14 protein-coding genes and 1 pseudogene are annotated in these 15,852 nt (G+C 65.6%); 7 read left to right on the top strand and 8 right to left on the bottom strand.

Translation table 11 applies throughout. The annotated features are described in order from the left end of the window. Positions 1-23 precede the first annotated feature (23 nt). On the bottom strand, positions 24-503 hold the full coding sequence (locus CIC12_RS30025; protein ID WP_168669770.1) for an NUDIX hydrolase: 480 nt from the start codon (positions 501-503) through the stop codon (positions 24-26). A gap of 207 nt (positions 504-710) precedes the next feature. Between CIC12_RS30025 and CIC12_RS30020 the strand changes: the two genes are divergently transcribed. The 3 genes from CIC12_RS30020 to CIC12_RS30010 are packed head-to-tail and all read left to right on the top strand — an operon-like array spanning position 711 to position 3,646. Then, entirely contained in the window at positions 711-1,853 is a 1,143-nt protein-coding gene (locus tag CIC12_RS30020; protein ID WP_168669769.1) for a Re/Si-specific NAD(P)(+) transhydrogenase subunit alpha, read from the top strand. A 12-nt stretch (positions 1,854-1,865) separates the two neighbouring features. Further along, a complete protein-coding gene (locus tag CIC12_RS30015; protein WP_115781869.1) occupies positions 1,866-2,192 on the top strand; it encodes an NAD(P) transhydrogenase subunit alpha in 327 nt (108 codons plus the stop codon). Then, positions 2,192-3,646: an NAD(P)(+) transhydrogenase (Re/Si-specific) subunit beta gene (locus CIC12_RS30010; protein WP_168669768.1), complete on the top strand. Its 1,455-nt coding sequence runs from the start codon at positions 2,192-2,194 to the stop codon at positions 3,644-3,646. Before CIC12_RS30015 ends, CIC12_RS30010 begins: the two co-directional genes overlap by 1 nt. Before the next feature lie 209 nt (positions 3,647-3,855). Here the strand turns inward: CIC12_RS30010 and CIC12_RS30005 are convergent. The 7 genes and pseudogenes from CIC12_RS30005 to CIC12_RS29975 form a co-directional block, all read right to left on the bottom strand. Next, positions 3,856-4,056: pseudogene (locus CIC12_RS30005) on the bottom strand (WYL domain-containing protein); the annotation flags it as partial. Between the two features lie 344 nt (positions 4,057-4,400). Further along, positions 4,401-5,708, bottom strand: coding sequence for a THUMP domain-containing class I SAM-dependent RNA methyltransferase (locus tag CIC12_RS30000; RefSeq protein ID WP_168669766.1), 1,308 nt, complete (start codon positions 5,706-5,708; stop codon positions 4,401-4,403). A 161-nt stretch (positions 5,709-5,869) separates the two neighbouring features. Then, the gene (locus CIC12_RS29995) at positions 5,870-8,005 is read right to left on the bottom strand and encodes a site-specific recombinase (RefSeq protein ID WP_168669764.1); all 2,136 of its coding nucleotides are present in this window, start codon (positions 8,003-8,005) and stop codon (positions 5,870-5,872) included. 143 nt (positions 8,006-8,148) lie between these two features. Further along, positions 8,149-8,886, bottom strand: coding sequence for a PqiC family protein (locus CIC12_RS29990; RefSeq protein WP_168669761.1), 738 nt, complete (start codon positions 8,884-8,886; stop codon positions 8,149-8,151). Then, on the bottom strand, positions 8,883-10,529 hold the full coding sequence (locus CIC12_RS29985; RefSeq protein ID WP_168669760.1) for a PqiB family protein: 1,647 nt from the start codon (positions 10,527-10,529) through the stop codon (positions 8,883-8,885). Before CIC12_RS29985 ends, CIC12_RS29990 begins: the two co-directional genes overlap by 4 nt. Next, a complete protein-coding gene (locus CIC12_RS29980; protein WP_168669758.1) occupies positions 10,522-11,172 on the bottom strand; it encodes a paraquat-inducible protein A in 651 nt (216 codons plus the stop codon). The genes CIC12_RS29985 and CIC12_RS29980 overlap by 8 nt, the downstream gene beginning before the upstream one ends. Positions 11,173-11,179: 7 nt before the next feature. Beyond that, positions 11,180-11,968, bottom strand: coding sequence for a paraquat-inducible protein A (locus CIC12_RS29975; RefSeq protein ID WP_168669756.1), 789 nt, complete (start codon positions 11,966-11,968; stop codon positions 11,180-11,182). A gap of 429 nt (positions 11,969-12,397) precedes the next feature. Between CIC12_RS29975 and CIC12_RS29970 the strand changes: the two genes are divergently transcribed. From CIC12_RS29970 to CIC12_RS29955, 4 genes are all read left to right on the top strand, one after another. Further along, a complete protein-coding gene (locus CIC12_RS29970) occupies positions 12,398-12,958 on the top strand; it encodes a cytochrome b (protein WP_168669754.1) in 561 nt (186 codons plus the stop codon). Positions 12,959-12,966: 8 nt separating this feature from the next. Continuing rightward, positions 12,967-13,530, top strand: coding sequence for a YceI family protein (locus CIC12_RS29965; RefSeq protein ID WP_168669752.1), 564 nt, complete (start codon positions 12,967-12,969; stop codon positions 13,528-13,530). A gap of 123 nt (positions 13,531-13,653) precedes the next feature. After that, positions 13,654-14,220, top strand: a complete 567-nt coding sequence (locus CIC12_RS29960; RefSeq protein ID WP_168669816.1) for a YceI family protein — start codon at positions 13,654-13,656, stop codon at positions 14,218-14,220. Positions 14,221-14,500: 280 nt separating this feature from the next. Continuing rightward, entirely contained in the window at positions 14,501-15,778 is a 1,278-nt protein-coding gene (locus tag CIC12_RS29955) for an MFS transporter (protein ID WP_168669750.1), read from the top strand. The last annotated feature ends 74 nt before the right edge of the window (positions 15,779-15,852 follow it).

Raw genomic sequence — 15,852 nt, 5'->3', positions numbered from 1 at the left:
GCTCGTGACGGCGCCCGCGAGGGTTAACTTTTGGGCCCGACCGAATGCGTATGCACGAAGTCGAGCGGGAAACGCCGGCCGGCGAGGTAGTCGTCGACGCATTGCATGACGAGCGGCGTGCGGTGCCGTTCGGGGCACGCGCGCAATTCGTCGGCGCTCATCCACAAGGTGCGGACGATGTCCGGATCGAGCGCGCGCTGCAGGTCCGGTTCGCCGCTTGCGCCGCAATAGGTAAAGCGCAGGTAGGTGACGCCCGCGCTGCCGGGCCGCTCGAAGTGGGTCATGTACAGGCCGACCAGCGCCTCGGGCGTGAACGGATGGGCGGTTTCCTCGAGGGTTTCGCGGCTCACCGCCTGCTCAAGCGTTTCGCCAGCTTCAAGATGGCCGGCGGGCTGATTCAGGCGCAAGCCGTCGGCGGTATGTTCCTCGACGACGAGAAAGCGCCCGTCACGCTCTAGGATCGCCGCGACGGTCACGTGCGGCAGCCAGGTTTCCGGTTTCATGGCTGCGCATTTTACCGTTTATGGGGCTGGGCTGCCGGGAGCCGGCCATGGGCGGCCCATGGCCGGCCGCACGGCCACCCCCGGATTGTCCCCGATTTCTGTGTACCCCCCGGTTTCGGTTAAAGTGAGGCGTTAGCCGTTGCAATTGCAAGCCGGCGTGCCTCGTCGGCCGATCTGTCGTCAAACAGGAAGTCGAGGAGGAACACGATGCATATCGGAGTGCCAGCCGAGACGCGCGCGCACGAAACCCGCGTCGCCGCGACGCCCGAAACGGTCAAGAAGTACCTGACCCAGGGCCACCGGGTCACGATCCAGAGCGGCGCGGGCGTCCCCGCGAGCTTTACTGACGAGGCCTTCACGGCAGCCGGCGCGGAAATCGTCGATGCGGCCACCGCCTTCGGCGCCGATCTCCTCCTCAAAGTCCAGTCCCCCACCGACGCCGAGTTGCCGCTGCTGAAGCGCGGCGCGACGCTGGTCGGCATGCTCGACCCATTCAACGCCGAGAACGCGCAGAAGCTCGCCGAGGCCGGCGTCACCGCGTTCGCGCTCGAAGCCGCGCCGCGTACGACGCGGGCGCAGAGCCTCGACGTGCTGTCGTCGCAGGCGAACATCGCTGGCTACAAGGCGGTGCTGCTGGCAGCGACGCTCTACCCGCGTTTCATGCCGATGCTGATGACCGCGGCCGGCACCGTAAAAGCGGCGCGCGTGCTGATTCTCGGCGCGGGCGTGGCGGGCCTGCAGGCGATCGCGACCGCCAAGCGCCTCGGCGCGGTGATCGAGGCGTCGGACGTGCGGCCGGCCGTGAAAGAGCAGATCGAATCGCTCGGCGCGAAGTTTCTCGACGTGCCCTACGAAACCAACGAGGAGCGCGAAGCCGCGCAAGGCGTCGGTGGCTATGCGCGGCCAATGCCGCCGTCGTGGCTCACGCGTCAGTCGGCGCTGGTCCATGAGCGGGCGAAGCAGGCGGACGTGGTGATCTCCACCGCGCTGATCCCGGGCCGCGCCGCGCCGACGCTGATCTCGGTCGACACCGTGCAGGCGATGAAACCGGGCTCCGTGCTGGTGGACCTCGCGGCCGGACGCGGTGCGGAGTACGAAGGTCGGCGCGGCGGCAACTGTCCGCTGACCGAGGCGGACCAGGTGGTGCTCAGGCATGGCGTGCAGATCGTCGGCTATACGAACCTGGCGTCGATGGTGCCCGCCGACGCGTCGTCGCTCTACGCGCGCAACCTGCTCGACTTCCTCAAGCTGATCATCACGAAGGAAGGCGCGCTGAATATCGATCTCGCGGACGACATCGTCGCGGCCACGCTGCTGGCCCGTGATGGCGCAGTCACGCGCAAGGCATAGAGGAGAACGGCAATGGAAGTCATCAACCACACCGTCATCAACCTGATCATCTTCGTGCTGGCGATCTACGTCGGCTACCACGTGGTCTGGAACGTCACGCCCGCGCTGCATACGCCGCTGATGGCCGTGACCAATGCGATCTCGGCGATCGTGATCGTCGGCGCGATGCTCGCCGCCGGTCTCACGTTGGGTGCGCCCGGCAAGTTCTTCGGCACCCTCGCGGTCGCGCTCGCGGCGGTCAACGTGTTCGGCGGGTTTCTCGTCACCCGGCGAATGCTGGAAATGTTCCGCAAGAAAGAGCCGAAGAAGCTCCCCGCAGCCGCCAAGGAGAACGCGTAATGAGTCTGAACGTCGTCACGCTGCTTTATCTGGTCGCGTCGGTCTGCTTCATTCAGGCGCTCAAGGGGCTGTCTAATCCGAAGACGGCGCGCGTCGGCAATACCTTCGGCATGGTCGGGATGGCGATTGCGATCCTCACAACCATCGCGCTGATCGCGAAACAGGCCTCGGCGCTCGGCTCGAACCTCGGCTTGGGGCTCGGCCTGCTGCTGGTCGCGCTGGTGATCGGCGGCGCGGTCGGCGCGTTCGTCGCCGCGCGCGTCGAGATGACCAAGATGCCCGAACTGGTCGCGGCGATGCACTCGCTGATCGGTCTCGCGGCGGTCTGCATCGCGTATGCGGTGGTGTCGGAGCCGGCCGCGTTCGGGCTCGGCGATCCGGACTATCCGATCCCGGGCTTCCTGCCGTTCGGCAATCGCATCGAGCTGTTCATCGGCACGTTCGTCGGTGCGATCACGTTCTCCGGTTCGGTGATCGCGTTCGGCAAGCTGTCGGGCAAGTATAAGTTCCGGCTCTTCCAGGGCGCGCCGGTCGTGTATAGCGGCCAGCATGTGATCAACCTGATGCTCGCCATCGCGATGCTCGGCTTCGGCATCATCTTCTTTCTCACGCAGGCATGGCTGCCGTTCATCATCATGACGATCATCGCGTTCGTGCTCGGCGTGCTGATCATCATTCCGATCGGCGGCGCGGACATGCCGGTGGTCGTGTCGATGCTGAACTCGTACTCGGGCTGGGCGGCGGCAGGCATCGGCTTCTCGTTGAACAATCCGATGCTGATCATCGCGGGGTCGCTCGTCGGCTCGTCGGGGGCGATTCTGTCGTACATCATGTGTCGCGCGATGAACCGCTCGTTCTTCAACGTGATTCTCGGCGGCTTCGGCAACGATGCGGGCGCGGCAGTGGCCGGCGGCACGGCGGAGCAGCGTCCGGTGAAGTCCGGTTCCGCCGACGATGCGTCGTTCATGCTCGGCAACGCCGAGACCGTGGTGATCGTGCCGGGTTATGGGCTGGCCGTGGCGCGCGCGCAGCATGCGTTGAAAGAGCTGACCGACAAGCTGGTCGAGAAGGGCATCGAAGTGAAGTACGCGATTCACCCGGTGGCCGGACGGATGCCGGGACACATGAACGTGCTGCTCGCCGAAGCCGAAGTGCCCTACGACATGGTGTTCGAAATGGACGACATCAACGGCGAATTCGGCCAGGTCGACGTGGTGCTGGTGCTCGGCGCGAACGACGTGGTGAACCCTGCCGCGAAGAACGATCCGAAGTCGCCGATCGCAGGGATGCCGATCATCGAGGCGTATAAGGCAAGGACGGTGATCGTCAACAAGCGCTCGATGGCGGCGGGCTACGCCGGGCTCGACAACGACCTGTTCTACATGGACAAGACGATGATGGTGTTCGGCGACGCGAAGAAAGTGATCGAGGATATGGTGAAGGCGGTCGAATAAGTGCGTGTTCGGGGATCGCGGGTTGCCTGGTCAGGCGCCCGTGATTTCCGCTTCCTGGCGGCGTTCGCCCGCGGCTGTTGGAACGGGGCGTGCTGGCTGCCTGCCTGCCGAGTTTCACGATGCCGGCTGAATCCGCTTCGACCTGACGCCCGCGTGTTGCAACCGGTGCGCTCCAGCGTTTGCGTCGCGACGGGCCGCGATCCTCACTTTCACTTCGGCTTCGCGTTCACATGCCGCAGCAGACCCGCGAGCCGCCGGCCTTCCTGATCCGGATACTGTTCGAGCACCTGAAGATCCACGATCTTCCCCAGACTGAAATTGCGGAAGTCGCCGCGCAATTCGCACCATGAGCCGAGTGTCCAGCGTGCGCCCCAATACGCTAACGCGAGCGGCCACACGCGGCGCTGGGTGGGGCCGCTCGCGAAGTCCGCGCCGCCCCATGAGTAGGGTGTGGCAGGAGGCGGATTGTCGGGCGTGGTGATTGGCGGCCTTGCGGCGAGCGGCACTTGCGGGAAGGATCCGACGCGTGCGATGGGAGCGGCCGGCGGCGGCGCCGTAACCGATGGCAGGAAAAAGGACGTTGAGCAGCTACTGACACGACGCTGGTGATGCACCCGGACCGCAGTGCCGGAAACTCCACCATCGCCGCCGCCGCGCGCCGTCGAAAAAAAAACCGCGGAGCCCAAAAGGTCTGCGGTTTTCATAGCCGTATTGCAGCGCGCCTCAAGCGGCGGTTGCGTCAGGCAATCTGGCCTTAAGCCTCTTCGCTTCCAGCCGCCGACGCATCGCTCTGCGGCCGCTGACGCACGCTGCCCGCGATCAGATCGAAGCGGAACAGCCGGCATTCGAGCGCGCCGTTAAAGAGCGGCGTCTTGGTCGATTCACGCAAGCGCAACTGCCCCGGCAGTTTGCGATCCGATGTGAGAATGAACGCATGCCAGCCGGTGAAGCGCTGCTTCAACGCGTCGCCGAGCGAATGAAAGAATTCGCTGTCCGGCGCTTCTTCCTGCACACGACGGAAACCGTCGTCGTCGCGGTTCTCGCGGTTGCCACGGCCTTCGCGCAATTCGCCGCGCGCATTACGGCCGCGTACTTCGATCCGCTCGCCATACGGCGGATTGGCGACGAGGATGCCCGCTTCGGACGAGGGTGCCGTCATGCCGCGTGCATCGACCTGCTTGAGCGGAATCGACGGCAAACCGGCGCGCTGGAAGTTCGCGCGCGCCTTGTCGAGCATGTCGCCGGAAATATCACTGCCAAAGATCTGCAGATCGGCGCGCGAGCTGCGCGCGGCATGCTTTGCGTCGAGCGCGGCCGCCTTCAGCGTTTGCCAGGTCTTAGCGTCGAATTGCCTGAGCTTCTCGAAACCGAAGTGGCGCTCCGTCCCCGGCGCGATATTCAGCGCCACCTGGGCGGCTTCCGCGAGGAAGGTGCCGCTGCCGCACATCGGGTCGTACAGCGGCGTGCCGGCGTTCCAGCCGGTCAGGCGCAGAATGCCCGCCGCGAGATTCTCGCGCAGCGGCGCCGCGCCCTTGTCGAGACGCCAGCCGCGTTTGAAGAGCGGATCGCCGGACGTGTCGAGGTAGAGCGTGCAATCGGTGGCAGTGAGAAACGCGAACACGCGCACGTCGGGTGTCGCGGTGTCGATGCTCGGGCGCGCCCCGCTGACTTCGCGCAGACGGTCGCAGATCGCGTCCTTCACGCGCAGCGTCGTGAATTCGAGGCTGCGCAGCGGCGATTTGATCGCGGTGACATCCACCCGCAGCGTTTCCTTGGCCGAGAACCATTGCTCCCAGCGCTGTTCGACCGCGAGCGCGTAAATGTCCTGTTCGCTGCGATACGGGCGGTGCGCGATCTTCAGCAGCACGCGGCTCGCGAGGCGCGAATGCAGGTTGGCGGCCATGCCGGCAGCCCAGCCGCCGCGAAAGTGCACGCCGCCGGGCACTTGTGCGCCGGCCGTGAACGGTGCGCCGTTCAGGTGTTTCGCGGCAATATCGGCGAGTTCGGCCGCAAGCGAGGCTTCAAGGCCGCGTGGACAAGGGAGGAAGAAATCGAAGGACATTGAGGTTGCCGGAAGGCGTTGGATAAGGCGCTATTGTACGCGGTCGGGATGGCCCGCCCGGCGCGATGACGGGGCGGGCCGCTCGCGCCGGCTGACGGGCCGGCGCGGGAGGTGCAGGAACCGCAGGAACCGCAGGAGCCGCAGGAACCGCAGGGCGCGGCCTAGTTCGCCTTGCGCGCGGCTTTCTCCGGCCACACCAGTTCCAGCGGATGCCGGCGCAGCCTCTGCCAGATCGCGCCGCGCAGCGAGCGCACCGCGCTGCGCCGCAGATCGCGCGACTTCACCGCCATATAGAAGGCGAGCGCGAAGCTCACGGCCACGTTGAGTATCGCCATGCTGCCGACTCCCGCCACCGCCCACCACAACTCGGGCAGCTTCAACGCGCGCTCGCCGAGCACGCCGAGCGCGACGCCGATCGAACCCGCGCTGAGCGTCACGTGGCGCACTTCGAAACTGAACGCGAGCGCGGTGACGATCGCCGGCACGAGTCCGAGCATCAGGCCGAGCGAGATATTGCCGACGACCCCGGCCACGTTTGCCCGGCACCAGTGCGCGAAGCGGTCCGCGCTGGCCGCGCCGAGTGTCAGGCGCAGGCGGCGGTTGTAGGCGAGTGCGTCGGCGACGCGATGCAGCACGAACCAGTTGTCGGCCCAGCCCGCGAGCAGGCTCGAGGACCACAGCAGCACGCCGGTCAACGCGGCGTAGATGGGCGTCGGCCCGAGCAGCGAAAAGGAGCGCAGGGTGGCGAGCGCCTTCTCCGTCGAGATGATGTCGGCGTGAAACAGCCAGCGCCACAGCAGTTGCACGGCGAGGCACACGGGAAACACCAGCAGTACGTTGCCGAGCACCGCGGCGGCCTGGGTGCGCATCAGCGCCGTCACCGAACTCACGAAACTGTCGACGCCCGCGGGCGTGCCGACGCCGTCGAGTTCGCGCGCGAGCGTGGGCGCGGTCATGGCCGGCTGCTTGGTGGCGAGCGAGAAGTGCAGGAAGTGCATCAGCAGGAAGCTGGCCGCGTAGTTGATGCCGGCCAGCAGGCCTTCGAGCATGGCTTGCAGATGCGCGCCGGTGATCGCGAACTTCACGCAGACCGTGACGACGGTGACGAGTCCGCCGCCGGCTGCCATGCGCATCATCTTCAGGTATTCGGCGCGGTCGCGGGCGATGTAGTGCTCGCCGGTATCGGCGCTGTATTCGACGACCTTGCGTGCGAGCAGCGAGAAATTGCTGCGCAGCAGGTGCGCGATGCTCTGGCTCGCGTGATTCGCTTCGACGAGTTCGGCGGTGAGCCGCGCGCCCGCGTGCGGATCGTCATGCGCCATCCAGGCGTTCAGCAGATGTTCGGCGCGCACGATGCGCATGCGCATGCGCTCGACCTGAAACACGATGTCGACGCTCACGCCGTTGTCATAGAGATGGGCGAAGACGTTGTCGGTGGCGCTGCGGCAGTCGTCGAGCAGCAGCCGCAAATAGTTGACTTCGCGCAGCAGCCGGTCTTGCGGCTCGCCGGCCATGAACGCATTGTGCGCGGCCTCGACGGCGAGCATCGCGCGCGTGAGGCGGTAGAACGGCTGCTTTTCCATCGCGACGCGCATGTCGCTGGTGTCGTGCCGGTCGTCCGTATCGCGGTCGGCGGGGTCGACGACGACGAGCCGGCTGCGTACCGTTTGTGACAGACCCGTCGAGCTGATCTGGCAGGTGAGGTTGTGCAAGGCGGCCATCAGGTCGAGCGAGAACGGTGTGTTGTCGCGCGGCGGCTCGTCTTGCGCGGCGTGGTCGAACAGCGCGTGGATGCGGATCAGCAGATCCGCGGGCAGCGTGGCGATCCATTCGGCGTCGCGCTCGGAGCTGAACATCAGCGTGACGATCGCGGTGAGGTCGCGCCGGTTCGGCGCGGGTGGGATCAACGACGCTTCGAAGCGCCCGAACAGCGCGCCGAAGAAGCCGGAATGCACGGGCATGCCGGCGTCGCAGAGCAGCGAGAGGCCGTCGCTTTCGCGCAGCAGCGCACGCAGAATGCCGGCGACGTTGGCCTTCCACGCGGGGTTGCGATCGAGTACGTGAAGCAGATAGCGGATGCGCGTATGCGCCGGGGCCGAGCGGGCGGCGTCGGGTTCAGGTGCATCGGTCTGCACGGCGCGGCCGCGGCGAATCCAGTGCGCGAGTTCGATCAGCCATTCGCTGCGCTCGGGATAGGGGGCGGCGCGATCGGCGATCGCCAGCAGCGCGTCGAGCTGATGACCGCCGTCACGCGACGCGCGCCATTTTTTGATGAGTCGTTTGAGCGTGTCGAACATATGGGTTGCCTGCGCGATGCGTGCGGCGCATTGAAGGATAGGTGAACTTTCCGTGGCTATCCTCGATAACGTCGGTCAGAACCCAGCCAGCGTATTCAACGCCGCCAAAGCGAAAACGCGTAGACGCGTGAACTCAATCTCCCTCAGCCGCCAGCCGCCGCCGTAGTCGCACCCGCGACAGGACACGCCGGCACGACCACCGCGGCCTCCTTGCCCGACGAGCCACTCGCGGCAATACGCGGAGCCGCCGCAGCCATCGCCTGCACCGCCGACGCAATCTGCCCGCTAATCTGCTGCAGCGCGCGACGGTGTCCTTCGACGAGCGCGTCATAGCCGCCGCTAACCGGCTCGTTCACCACGCTGCGGCACGTCATCACCGCATTGCTGCGCACGGCCCGCACGCTCCACACCGCATCGATCAACGCGTGTGAGCCCGGCCACGACTCGAAGCGCTGCACGTTCATGCTGACGCGATACACCGGCGTCGCATCCGGATGCGCGGTGCCGTAGACGTCGATCGTGCCGAGCTGCTGCGTGAGACTCGTCGACAGCGCGCGGCGGATTTCATCGCCGGGCAGCGACGCCCAGCGCTCCTCTTCGAGCACCTTGACCTGGGTCGGAGCGCTCTGCACGACCAGTTGATTCTTGGCCACTTGCGGCGGCACGTCGACCGGCGCGACCTCGATCAGCAAGGCCTGTGCGGCCGCGGTCCGCGCGCCGGCCGGCGCGGCGGAGCCGGCCGCGGCATCGGCGCCCAGCGTGTAAAAGCGGCTCGGCGGCGACGCGCACGCCGCCAGCGCCACAGCCGTGGCCAACGCGCCGGCGTACGCAGCGCCGCGCACGAGCACGCGCGATGGACGGGGGAGCCGGGCAAACATCATGGTTTATCTCCTGATTTACCGCGCAACAGCGACTCGGGATGGCGCTCCAGATAGTCCGACAGCGCGTTCAACGACTGCAACGTGCGCGTCAGCTCCTGCAACGCCTGATGAACATCCGACTGCAACGGCGAGTCCTGCTGCAACGTCGCCTGCGCCGAGCCGAAGGTCTGTTTCGCTGCCACGAGCGCGTCGCGGGCCTGCGGCACGACTTCCGTGTCGAGCCGCGCGAACAGTTGATCGGCGTTTTTCAGCGCGCTGTTCAGGTTGGTGCCGATCTGGTCGAACGGCACCTTGTCGAGCTTCTTCGCGATGTCGGCGACCTGAAGCTGCAACTCGTCGAGCGTGTTCGGGATGGTCGGCAACTCGAGCGGATCGCTCGCGACGTTGACGGTGGCCGGCGGCGCCTTCGGGAAGATATCCACTGCGACGTACAGCTGGCTCGTGAGCAGATTGCCGGTGCGCAACTGACCGCGCAGTCCATGCTTGACCAGTTGCTGCAGCATGTTCTGACCGGCGAGGCTGCCCGGCGCCGGCGCGGTTTCGCGGAAGCGCTTGCCGAGGCGGTCGGGGTAGATGTTCATCGTCACCGGCATCGTGAAGCTGCGCGTCTTCGGATCGTAGTCGATGCCGATGTTGGTCACCTGGCCCAGCACGATGCCGCGGAAATCGATCGGTGCGCCGATCGACAGTCCGCGCAGCGACTGGTTGAAATTCATCACCACGCGCAGCGGCACGCCGTCCGGGTCGCGCATCGCGTCCGCTTCATCCGACGCGAGGCGGAACGTCATGTTGTTCGGCGCCTGCGCGCCCACGCCCTGGCCGGGCGGCGACTGGAACGACAGGCCGCCGACGATCACCGTCGCGAGCGACTGCGTGTTCAGCTTGAAGCCGCTCGAATCGAGCCGCAAGTCGACGCCGCTCGCATGCCACCAGCGCGAGTTGGTGCCGACGTACTGGTCGAACGGCGCGGACACGAATACCTGCATGGTCACGCCGGTGCCGTCCTTGTCGAGCGAGAAGCCGACCACCTGGCCGACCTGCACGCGCCGGTAAAAGATCGGCGAGCCGATGTCGATCGAGCCGAGCGAGTCGCCGTGCAGCACGAACTGGTGACCCTTCTGATCGCCGGTGATCGGCGGCGGCGTTTCGAGGCCGACGAAGTTCTTCTCGGTATCCGGTGAACGCCCGGCGTCCGTGCCGATGTATGCACCCGAGAGCAGCGTGGTGAGACCGGACACACCGCTTGCGCCGACGCGTGGCCGCACTACCCAGAAGCGCGAATCCTTGACCGCGAATTTTTCGCCTTCCTTGGTCAGTTGCACCTGCACCAGCACGTGCGACAGATCCTGCGCGAGCGTGATCGTCTTCACCGAGCCCACGTCGACGTCCTTGTACTTGACCTTGGTCTTGCCGGGTTCGAGGCCTTCGGCGCTGATGAAGCTGATCGTGATGACCGGGCCTTTTTCAGTCACCGACTTGATCACGAGCGCGATGCCGATCAGCGCGGCGATCAGCGGAATCACCCAGACGAGCGACGGCAGCCAGCGGCTGCGCGGCTCGATATCGGGGTCCGGGAGTTGCGGCGGCAGCCTGGGTCCGTTCGAATCGCCGGCGGCGGGCGTCGGTCCTTGCGGGCTAGTCATGGTCGAGATCCTGAGGTTTTTGAGTATTGCCGTCCACGGGGTCCCAGATGAGCCGTGGATCGAATTGCATGGACGCCATCATGGTCAGGATCACCACCGAGCCGAACGCGATCGCGCCCGGTCCGGCCGTGATCACGGCAAGCGATTTGAAGCGCACGAGCGCGACGGTCAGCGTGACGACGAACACGTCGAGCATCGACCAGCGGCCGATCCGCTCGACCATCCGGTACAGCGTGGTGCGCTGCTCCGGCCGCCAGCGCGAGCGGCGCTGCGCGGTGACGGTGAGCAGCACCAGCACGCTCAGCTTGAGCATCGGCACCATGATGCTGGCGATGAACACGATCACCGCGAGCGGCCAGTCGCCCGAGGTCCAGAAATAGACGACGCCGCTCATGATGGTGTCGTCTTCCGAGCCGAGCAGCGACGCAGTGTGCATCACCGGCAGCAGGTTGGCCGGAATATACAGCAGCGCCGCGGCGATCAGCAGCGCCCAGGTGCGCATCAGGCTGTCGGGGTTGCGTGAGTGCAGGTGCGCGCCGCAGCGTCCGCAGTGCTGCGGCGTGATCGAGCGGATGCGCGGCTCGACGCGTCCGCATGCGTGGCACGAGACGAGGCCCGCGCGTTTGGCGGTGACGTATTTCATCGTGCGCTCATCCACGATGCGACGCGGGCGGTGCGCCGGGTGGCAACGACGGTTGCGTGGCGGTAGACGCAGCGTCCGGCGGCACGGTGGGCGCGGTGGGCAAGTCAGCCGGCGCGGGCGGCCCGGCCTGCGTGCCGAGGGCGGCGGCCGCGCTGTCGGCGGAGGTGCGCGGCAGCGGGCGCTGGCTGCGGTCGCCGAGTTCGTCGGCGAGATCCCACAGCACGCGCGGATCGAACGTGACGACCACCGCGAACATCAGCGTCAATGTGCCGAACGCGAACAGCGCGGCCTCGGGGATCACGCGCGCGAGGCTGACCATCTTCACGATCGTGATTAGCACCCCGAGCATGAACACTTCGATCATCCCCCAGGGGCGCACGAACTGGATTGCGCGCAGCACGCGGTTGAACGCGGCGGGTACGTAGCCGGCGCGCAGCGGCACCAGCACGTAGAGCAGCGCGACGAGTTCGGTCAGCGGAAACAGGATGGTCGAGCAGAACACCATCACCGCGACGATCTGCATGTCCTCGTCCCACAGCGCGATGAGCGCGCCGAACAACGTGGTCTGCGAGGTGATGCCGTTGGTTTCGAGTTCGACGATCGGAAAGCCCTGCGCGATCACGAAGGTGATCAGCGCGGCCAGCGTCATCGCACAGATGCTGTCCAGGTTGCGCGAGACGCCTCGACAGAGCGTCGCGCCGCAGCGCGGACAGCGTGCGCTCGTGCGTCCCACAAGCCGTGGCTTGCGGAACAGCGTATCGCATTCATGGCACGCGATCAGGTTGTCATGGTCCATACGGCAAAAGGGCTAACGACGTGAAAGGCAGCGTGCAAGGCCGGTTCTTATGGCAGGCCGGGCGAAAGTGCAGCCATAGTACCAAAGGTGGCTGTTTTGCCGCCGCGCCGACCCCATCGTCGGGCCGGGGATCGCGAGCCGGGCAGCGGCCGCCGTGCGGAATCCGCGTGCGCTCGCGTATGGCTTGGGCATCGTTTCGGCATTTTCGGCTGCCCGATTATGGAATGACGGATCGCCGTGCAGCAAAATCCGAACCAGTGCGGCCCGAATCCCCCCTGCCAGCTTCTTTTGCATGGGGTAGCATGGCGGCCTTGGCGTGTATCGCAGCAGGCATGTCCCTGGCCGCACACACCGATGCCATGCGCATCGACGCAGGGAATAGCAGAGCAAGCTGCGCCGTTAACCTCTATTAGCTTGCGTTGACCTGTCATGGCACTCAATCCTTCATTCGGCAGCCGGGAGTCGTACACGCGGACCGCCATCGCCTTTCACTGGCTGATCGCGCTTCTGATCGTGTGCGGCTTCGCGCTCGGCTGGGTGATGACCGATATCCCGGGGTTCACGCCCACCAAGCTGCGCTACTTCTCCTGGCACAAATGGATCGGCGTGACGGTGTTCGCACTCGCGATCCTGCGCATCCTGTGGCGCGCGACTCACGCCGCCCCGCCGATGCCGCGCCGCATGCCCACCTGGCAGCGCGGCGCCGCGCATCTCGTGCACTGGCTGCTGTACGTGCTGATGATCGCCATTCCCGCGTCCGGCTACCTGTACAGCTCGGCGGCGAACGTGCCGGTGGTGTACCTCGGACTGATCCCGCTGCCGCGTCTGATCGCGCCGGATCCGCATCTGAAGGAACTGCTCAAGACCGTGCATATCGCGCTGAATTACATGTTGCTCGTGCTGGTCGCGCTGCACGTCGCGGCCGCGCTCAAGCATCAATGGCTGGATCGCGACGGCTTGCTGTCGCGCATGCTCCCTTTCCTCAAATAAGGACAACCATGAAGGTCTCGTTTTATCGCTACATGCTCGCCGCGTTCGCCGCGGCCTCGCTGACCGCGGCCGGCAGCGCGCTCGCGCAGGTGGATCTCGCGAAGAGTTCGGTGACGGCCACCTCGAAGCAGATGAACGTGCCGGTAGAGGGCAAGTTCAACAAGTTCGCCGCGCAGGTCAGCTTCGATCCGGCCAAACCGGCCGAGGGCAGCGCGCAGCTCACCATCGACGTGGGCAGCTACGACCTCGGCGACGAAAGCTACAACGACCAGGTGCGCGGCAAGGAGTGGTTCGACGCGAAAACCTACCCGAGCGCCACCTTCGTATCGAGCGCGATCGCGCCGGCGGGCGGCAATCAGTTCAAGGTGACCGGCAAGCTGACCATCAAGGGCAAATCGCAGACCGTGGTGGTGCCGGTCACGGTGAGCCAGCAGGGCGCGGCGCAAACCTTCGACGGCACGCTGCCGATCAAGCGCTCGCAATTCGACATCGGCACCGGCGAGTGGAAGGACACGTCGGTGGTGGCCGATGACGTGGTGATCAAGTTTCATATCGTCGCGGCGCATAAGTGAAGCGTGCGATGCGCGTGATGTCCGCTGCGCTTCTTGGATGCTCGTTGGGCGTTTGTTGGGCGCGGCTGTTTTTCTCACCGCTTTTTTTTTACCAGAATCGAGGAGCATGAATTGAAAACATCCATGTTGATGGCCGTCGGCGCACTTGCATCTTCTTTCTCGTTCGGCGCGTGCGCGGCCGACACCTATCAGCTCGACCCGACCCACACGTATCCGAGCTTCGAAGCGGATCACTTCGGCGGGCTGTCGGTGTGGCGCGGCAAGTTCACGAAGAGCTCCGGCACGGTGACGCTCGACCGCGCGGCGAAGACCGGCACGGTGGACGTGACGGTCGATCCGGCTTCGGTTCAGACCGGCAACAGCAAGCTGGACGAACATCTGAAAACGGATGATTTTTTCGACGTCGCGAAATATCCCGCGGTGACCTACAAGGGCACCGCGATCCGCTTTGACGGCGACAAGCCGGTCGAAGTGGTCGGCAATCTGACGATGCGCGGCGTGACCAGGCCGCTCAATCTGAAGATCGAGTCGTTCAAGTGCATGCAGCACCCGGTGCTCAAACGTGAAGTATGCGGCGTGGAAGCGAGCGCCCAGTTCAGCCGCGCCGATTTCGGCATGGATTCCGGCGTCAAGTACGGGTTCAGCATGGAGACGCGGCTGCATATCCAGTCGGAAGGTATCAAGCAGTAAGCGTTTCGATCTGCGCTGCCGTCGCGCCGCAACACAGGAAACCGCTTCGTCGCTTTGCGACGAAGCGGTTTTTTCTTGCCCTGTCCGTCATCCGCCGGTGCTTTGCGCGATCCGCCGTGAAGCCTCATGCGGCGCTGCATCCAATTTGCCGCTCGCGCCGGATTTATTTTCCAGTTAAATAGAGCGCTGGCACCGAACCGGTGATGCGCGCATCGGGTTCGGCCGCATCGGGCGTAGCGCGCCCGCATCAAACAATATTTCGCGCGAACTGGAGATCTGGATGAATGCAACGACCGCAGCAAGCCTCGCGGGAAGCCGGCAGAGTTCGTGGCGCGCGGTGATCGCCGCCTCGATCGGCAATGCGCTGGAATGGTTCGATCTGGTGGTGTACGGCTTTTTCGCGGTCACCATCGCGAAGCTGTTTTTTCCGGCCGGTAACGACACGGTCTCGCTACTGCTGACGCTCGGCACCTTCGGCGTGTCGTTCTTCATGCGGCCGCTCGGGGCGATCGTGATCGGCGCGTACGCGGATCGCGCCGGCCGCAAGGCCGCGCTCACGCTGTCGATCCTGCTGATGATGGGCGGCACGCTGATCATCGCGGTCCTGCCGACCTATCAGAGCATCGGCCTCGCCGCGCCGTTGATTCTCGTGATCGCGCGTCTGATGCAGGGCTTCTCGGCGGGCGGCGAATTCGGCAGCGCGACCGCGTTTCTCGCCGAGCATGTGCCGGCGCGGCGCGGTTTCTTCGCGAGCTGGCAGGTGGCGAGCCAGGGACTCACGACGCTGCTGGCCGCCGGCTTCGGCGTGCTGCTCACCGGTTCGCTGGCGCCGGAACAGATGGCGTCGTGGGGCTGGCGCGTGCCGTTCTTCTTCGGTCTGCTGATCGGGCCGGTCGCCTGGTACATCCGCACGAAACTCGACGAGACGCCCGAATTCCTCGCGGCCGAAACCACTACGACGCCGCTGCGCGACACCTTTGCGAGCCAGAAGCTGCGGCTCGTGATCGCGATCGGCGTGGTGGTGCTCGGCACCGTGTCGACGTATCTGGTGCTGTTCATGCCGACTTATGGCGTGAAGCAGCTGGGACTGGCGCCGTCGGTCGCGTTCTCGGCGATCGCGCTGACCGGCGTGATCCAGATGGTGTTCTCACCGCTGGTCGGTCATCTGTCGGACCGGCATGGGCGCACCACGATCATGCTGGTGCCGGCGCTGCTGCTGCTCGTGCTGATCTATCCGGCCTTTCTGTATCTGGTCGCGCATCCGAGCTTCGGCACGCTGATGGCGATGCAGATCGTGTTCGGTTTCCTGATGACGGGGTACTTCGCGGCGCTGCCGGGTTTGCTGTCGGAGATGTTCCCGGTGCAGACGCGCACGACCGGCATGTCGCTCGCGTATAACATTGCCGTGACGATCTTCGGCGGCTTCGGGCCGTTCATCATCGCGTGGCTGATCAGCGCCACGGGCTCGAAGGCGGCGCCGAGCTACTACCTGATTTTTGCCGCGGCGGTGAGCCTCGTCGCGTTGATGGCAGCACGTCGCAAGCTTGGGTTTCGCTGAGGCGACGCGGCGGTAAACGCAAAAGGCCGGTTCAGAATGAACCGGCCTTTTGCATGGGTGCCGAAGTACGCCAC

Source organism: Paraburkholderia sp. SG-MS1 (assembly GCF_012275575.1).
Classification (GTDB): Bacteria; Pseudomonadota; Gammaproteobacteria; order Burkholderiales; family Burkholderiaceae; genus Paraburkholderia.
Note: the sequence above shows the minus strand (reverse complement) of the source record. Positions and strands in the feature narration are given on the sequence as shown.

Bases quoted from the DNA above. Each gene is read 5' to 3' on its own strand.
- CIC12_RS30025 (WP_168669770.1), bottom strand. From the start codon at position 503: ATGAAACCGGAAACCTGGCTGCCGCACGTGACCGTCGCGGCGATCCTA.
- CIC12_RS30020 (WP_168669769.1), top strand. From the start codon at position 711: ATGCATATCGGAGTGCCAGCCGAGACGCGCGCGCACGAAACCCGCGTC.
- CIC12_RS30015 (WP_115781869.1), top strand. From the start codon at position 1,866: ATGGAAGTCATCAACCACACCGTCATCAACCTGATCATCTTCGTGCTG.
- CIC12_RS30010 (WP_168669768.1), top strand. From the start codon at position 2,192: ATGAGTCTGAACGTCGTCACGCTGCTTTATCTGGTCGCGTCGGTCTGC.
- CIC12_RS30000 (WP_168669766.1), bottom strand. From the start codon at position 5,708: ATGTCCTTCGATTTCTTCCTCCCTTGTCCACGCGGCCTTGAAGCCTCG.
- CIC12_RS29995 (WP_168669764.1), bottom strand. From the start codon at position 8,005: ATGTTCGACACGCTCAAACGACTCATCAAAAAATGGCGCGCGTCGCGT.
- CIC12_RS29990 (WP_168669761.1), bottom strand. From the start codon at position 8,886: ATGATGTTTGCCCGGCTCCCCCGTCCATCGCGCGTGCTCGTGCGCGGC.
- CIC12_RS29985 (WP_168669760.1), bottom strand. From the start codon at position 10,529: ATGACTAGCCCGCAAGGACCGACGCCCGCCGCCGGCGATTCGAACGGA.
- CIC12_RS29980 (WP_168669758.1), bottom strand. From the start codon at position 11,172: ATGAAATACGTCACCGCCAAACGCGCGGGCCTCGTCTCGTGCCACGCA.
- CIC12_RS29975 (WP_168669756.1), bottom strand. From the start codon at position 11,968: ATGGACCATGACAACCTGATCGCGTGCCATGAATGCGATACGCTGTTC.
- CIC12_RS29970 (WP_168669754.1), top strand. From the start codon at position 12,398: ATGGCACTCAATCCTTCATTCGGCAGCCGGGAGTCGTACACGCGGACC.
- CIC12_RS29965 (WP_168669752.1), top strand. From the start codon at position 12,967: ATGAAGGTCTCGTTTTATCGCTACATGCTCGCCGCGTTCGCCGCGGCC.
- CIC12_RS29960 (WP_168669816.1), top strand. From the start codon at position 13,654: ATGTTGATGGCCGTCGGCGCACTTGCATCTTCTTTCTCGTTCGGCGCG.
- CIC12_RS29955 (WP_168669750.1), top strand. From the start codon at position 14,501: ATGAATGCAACGACCGCAGCAAGCCTCGCGGGAAGCCGGCAGAGTTCG.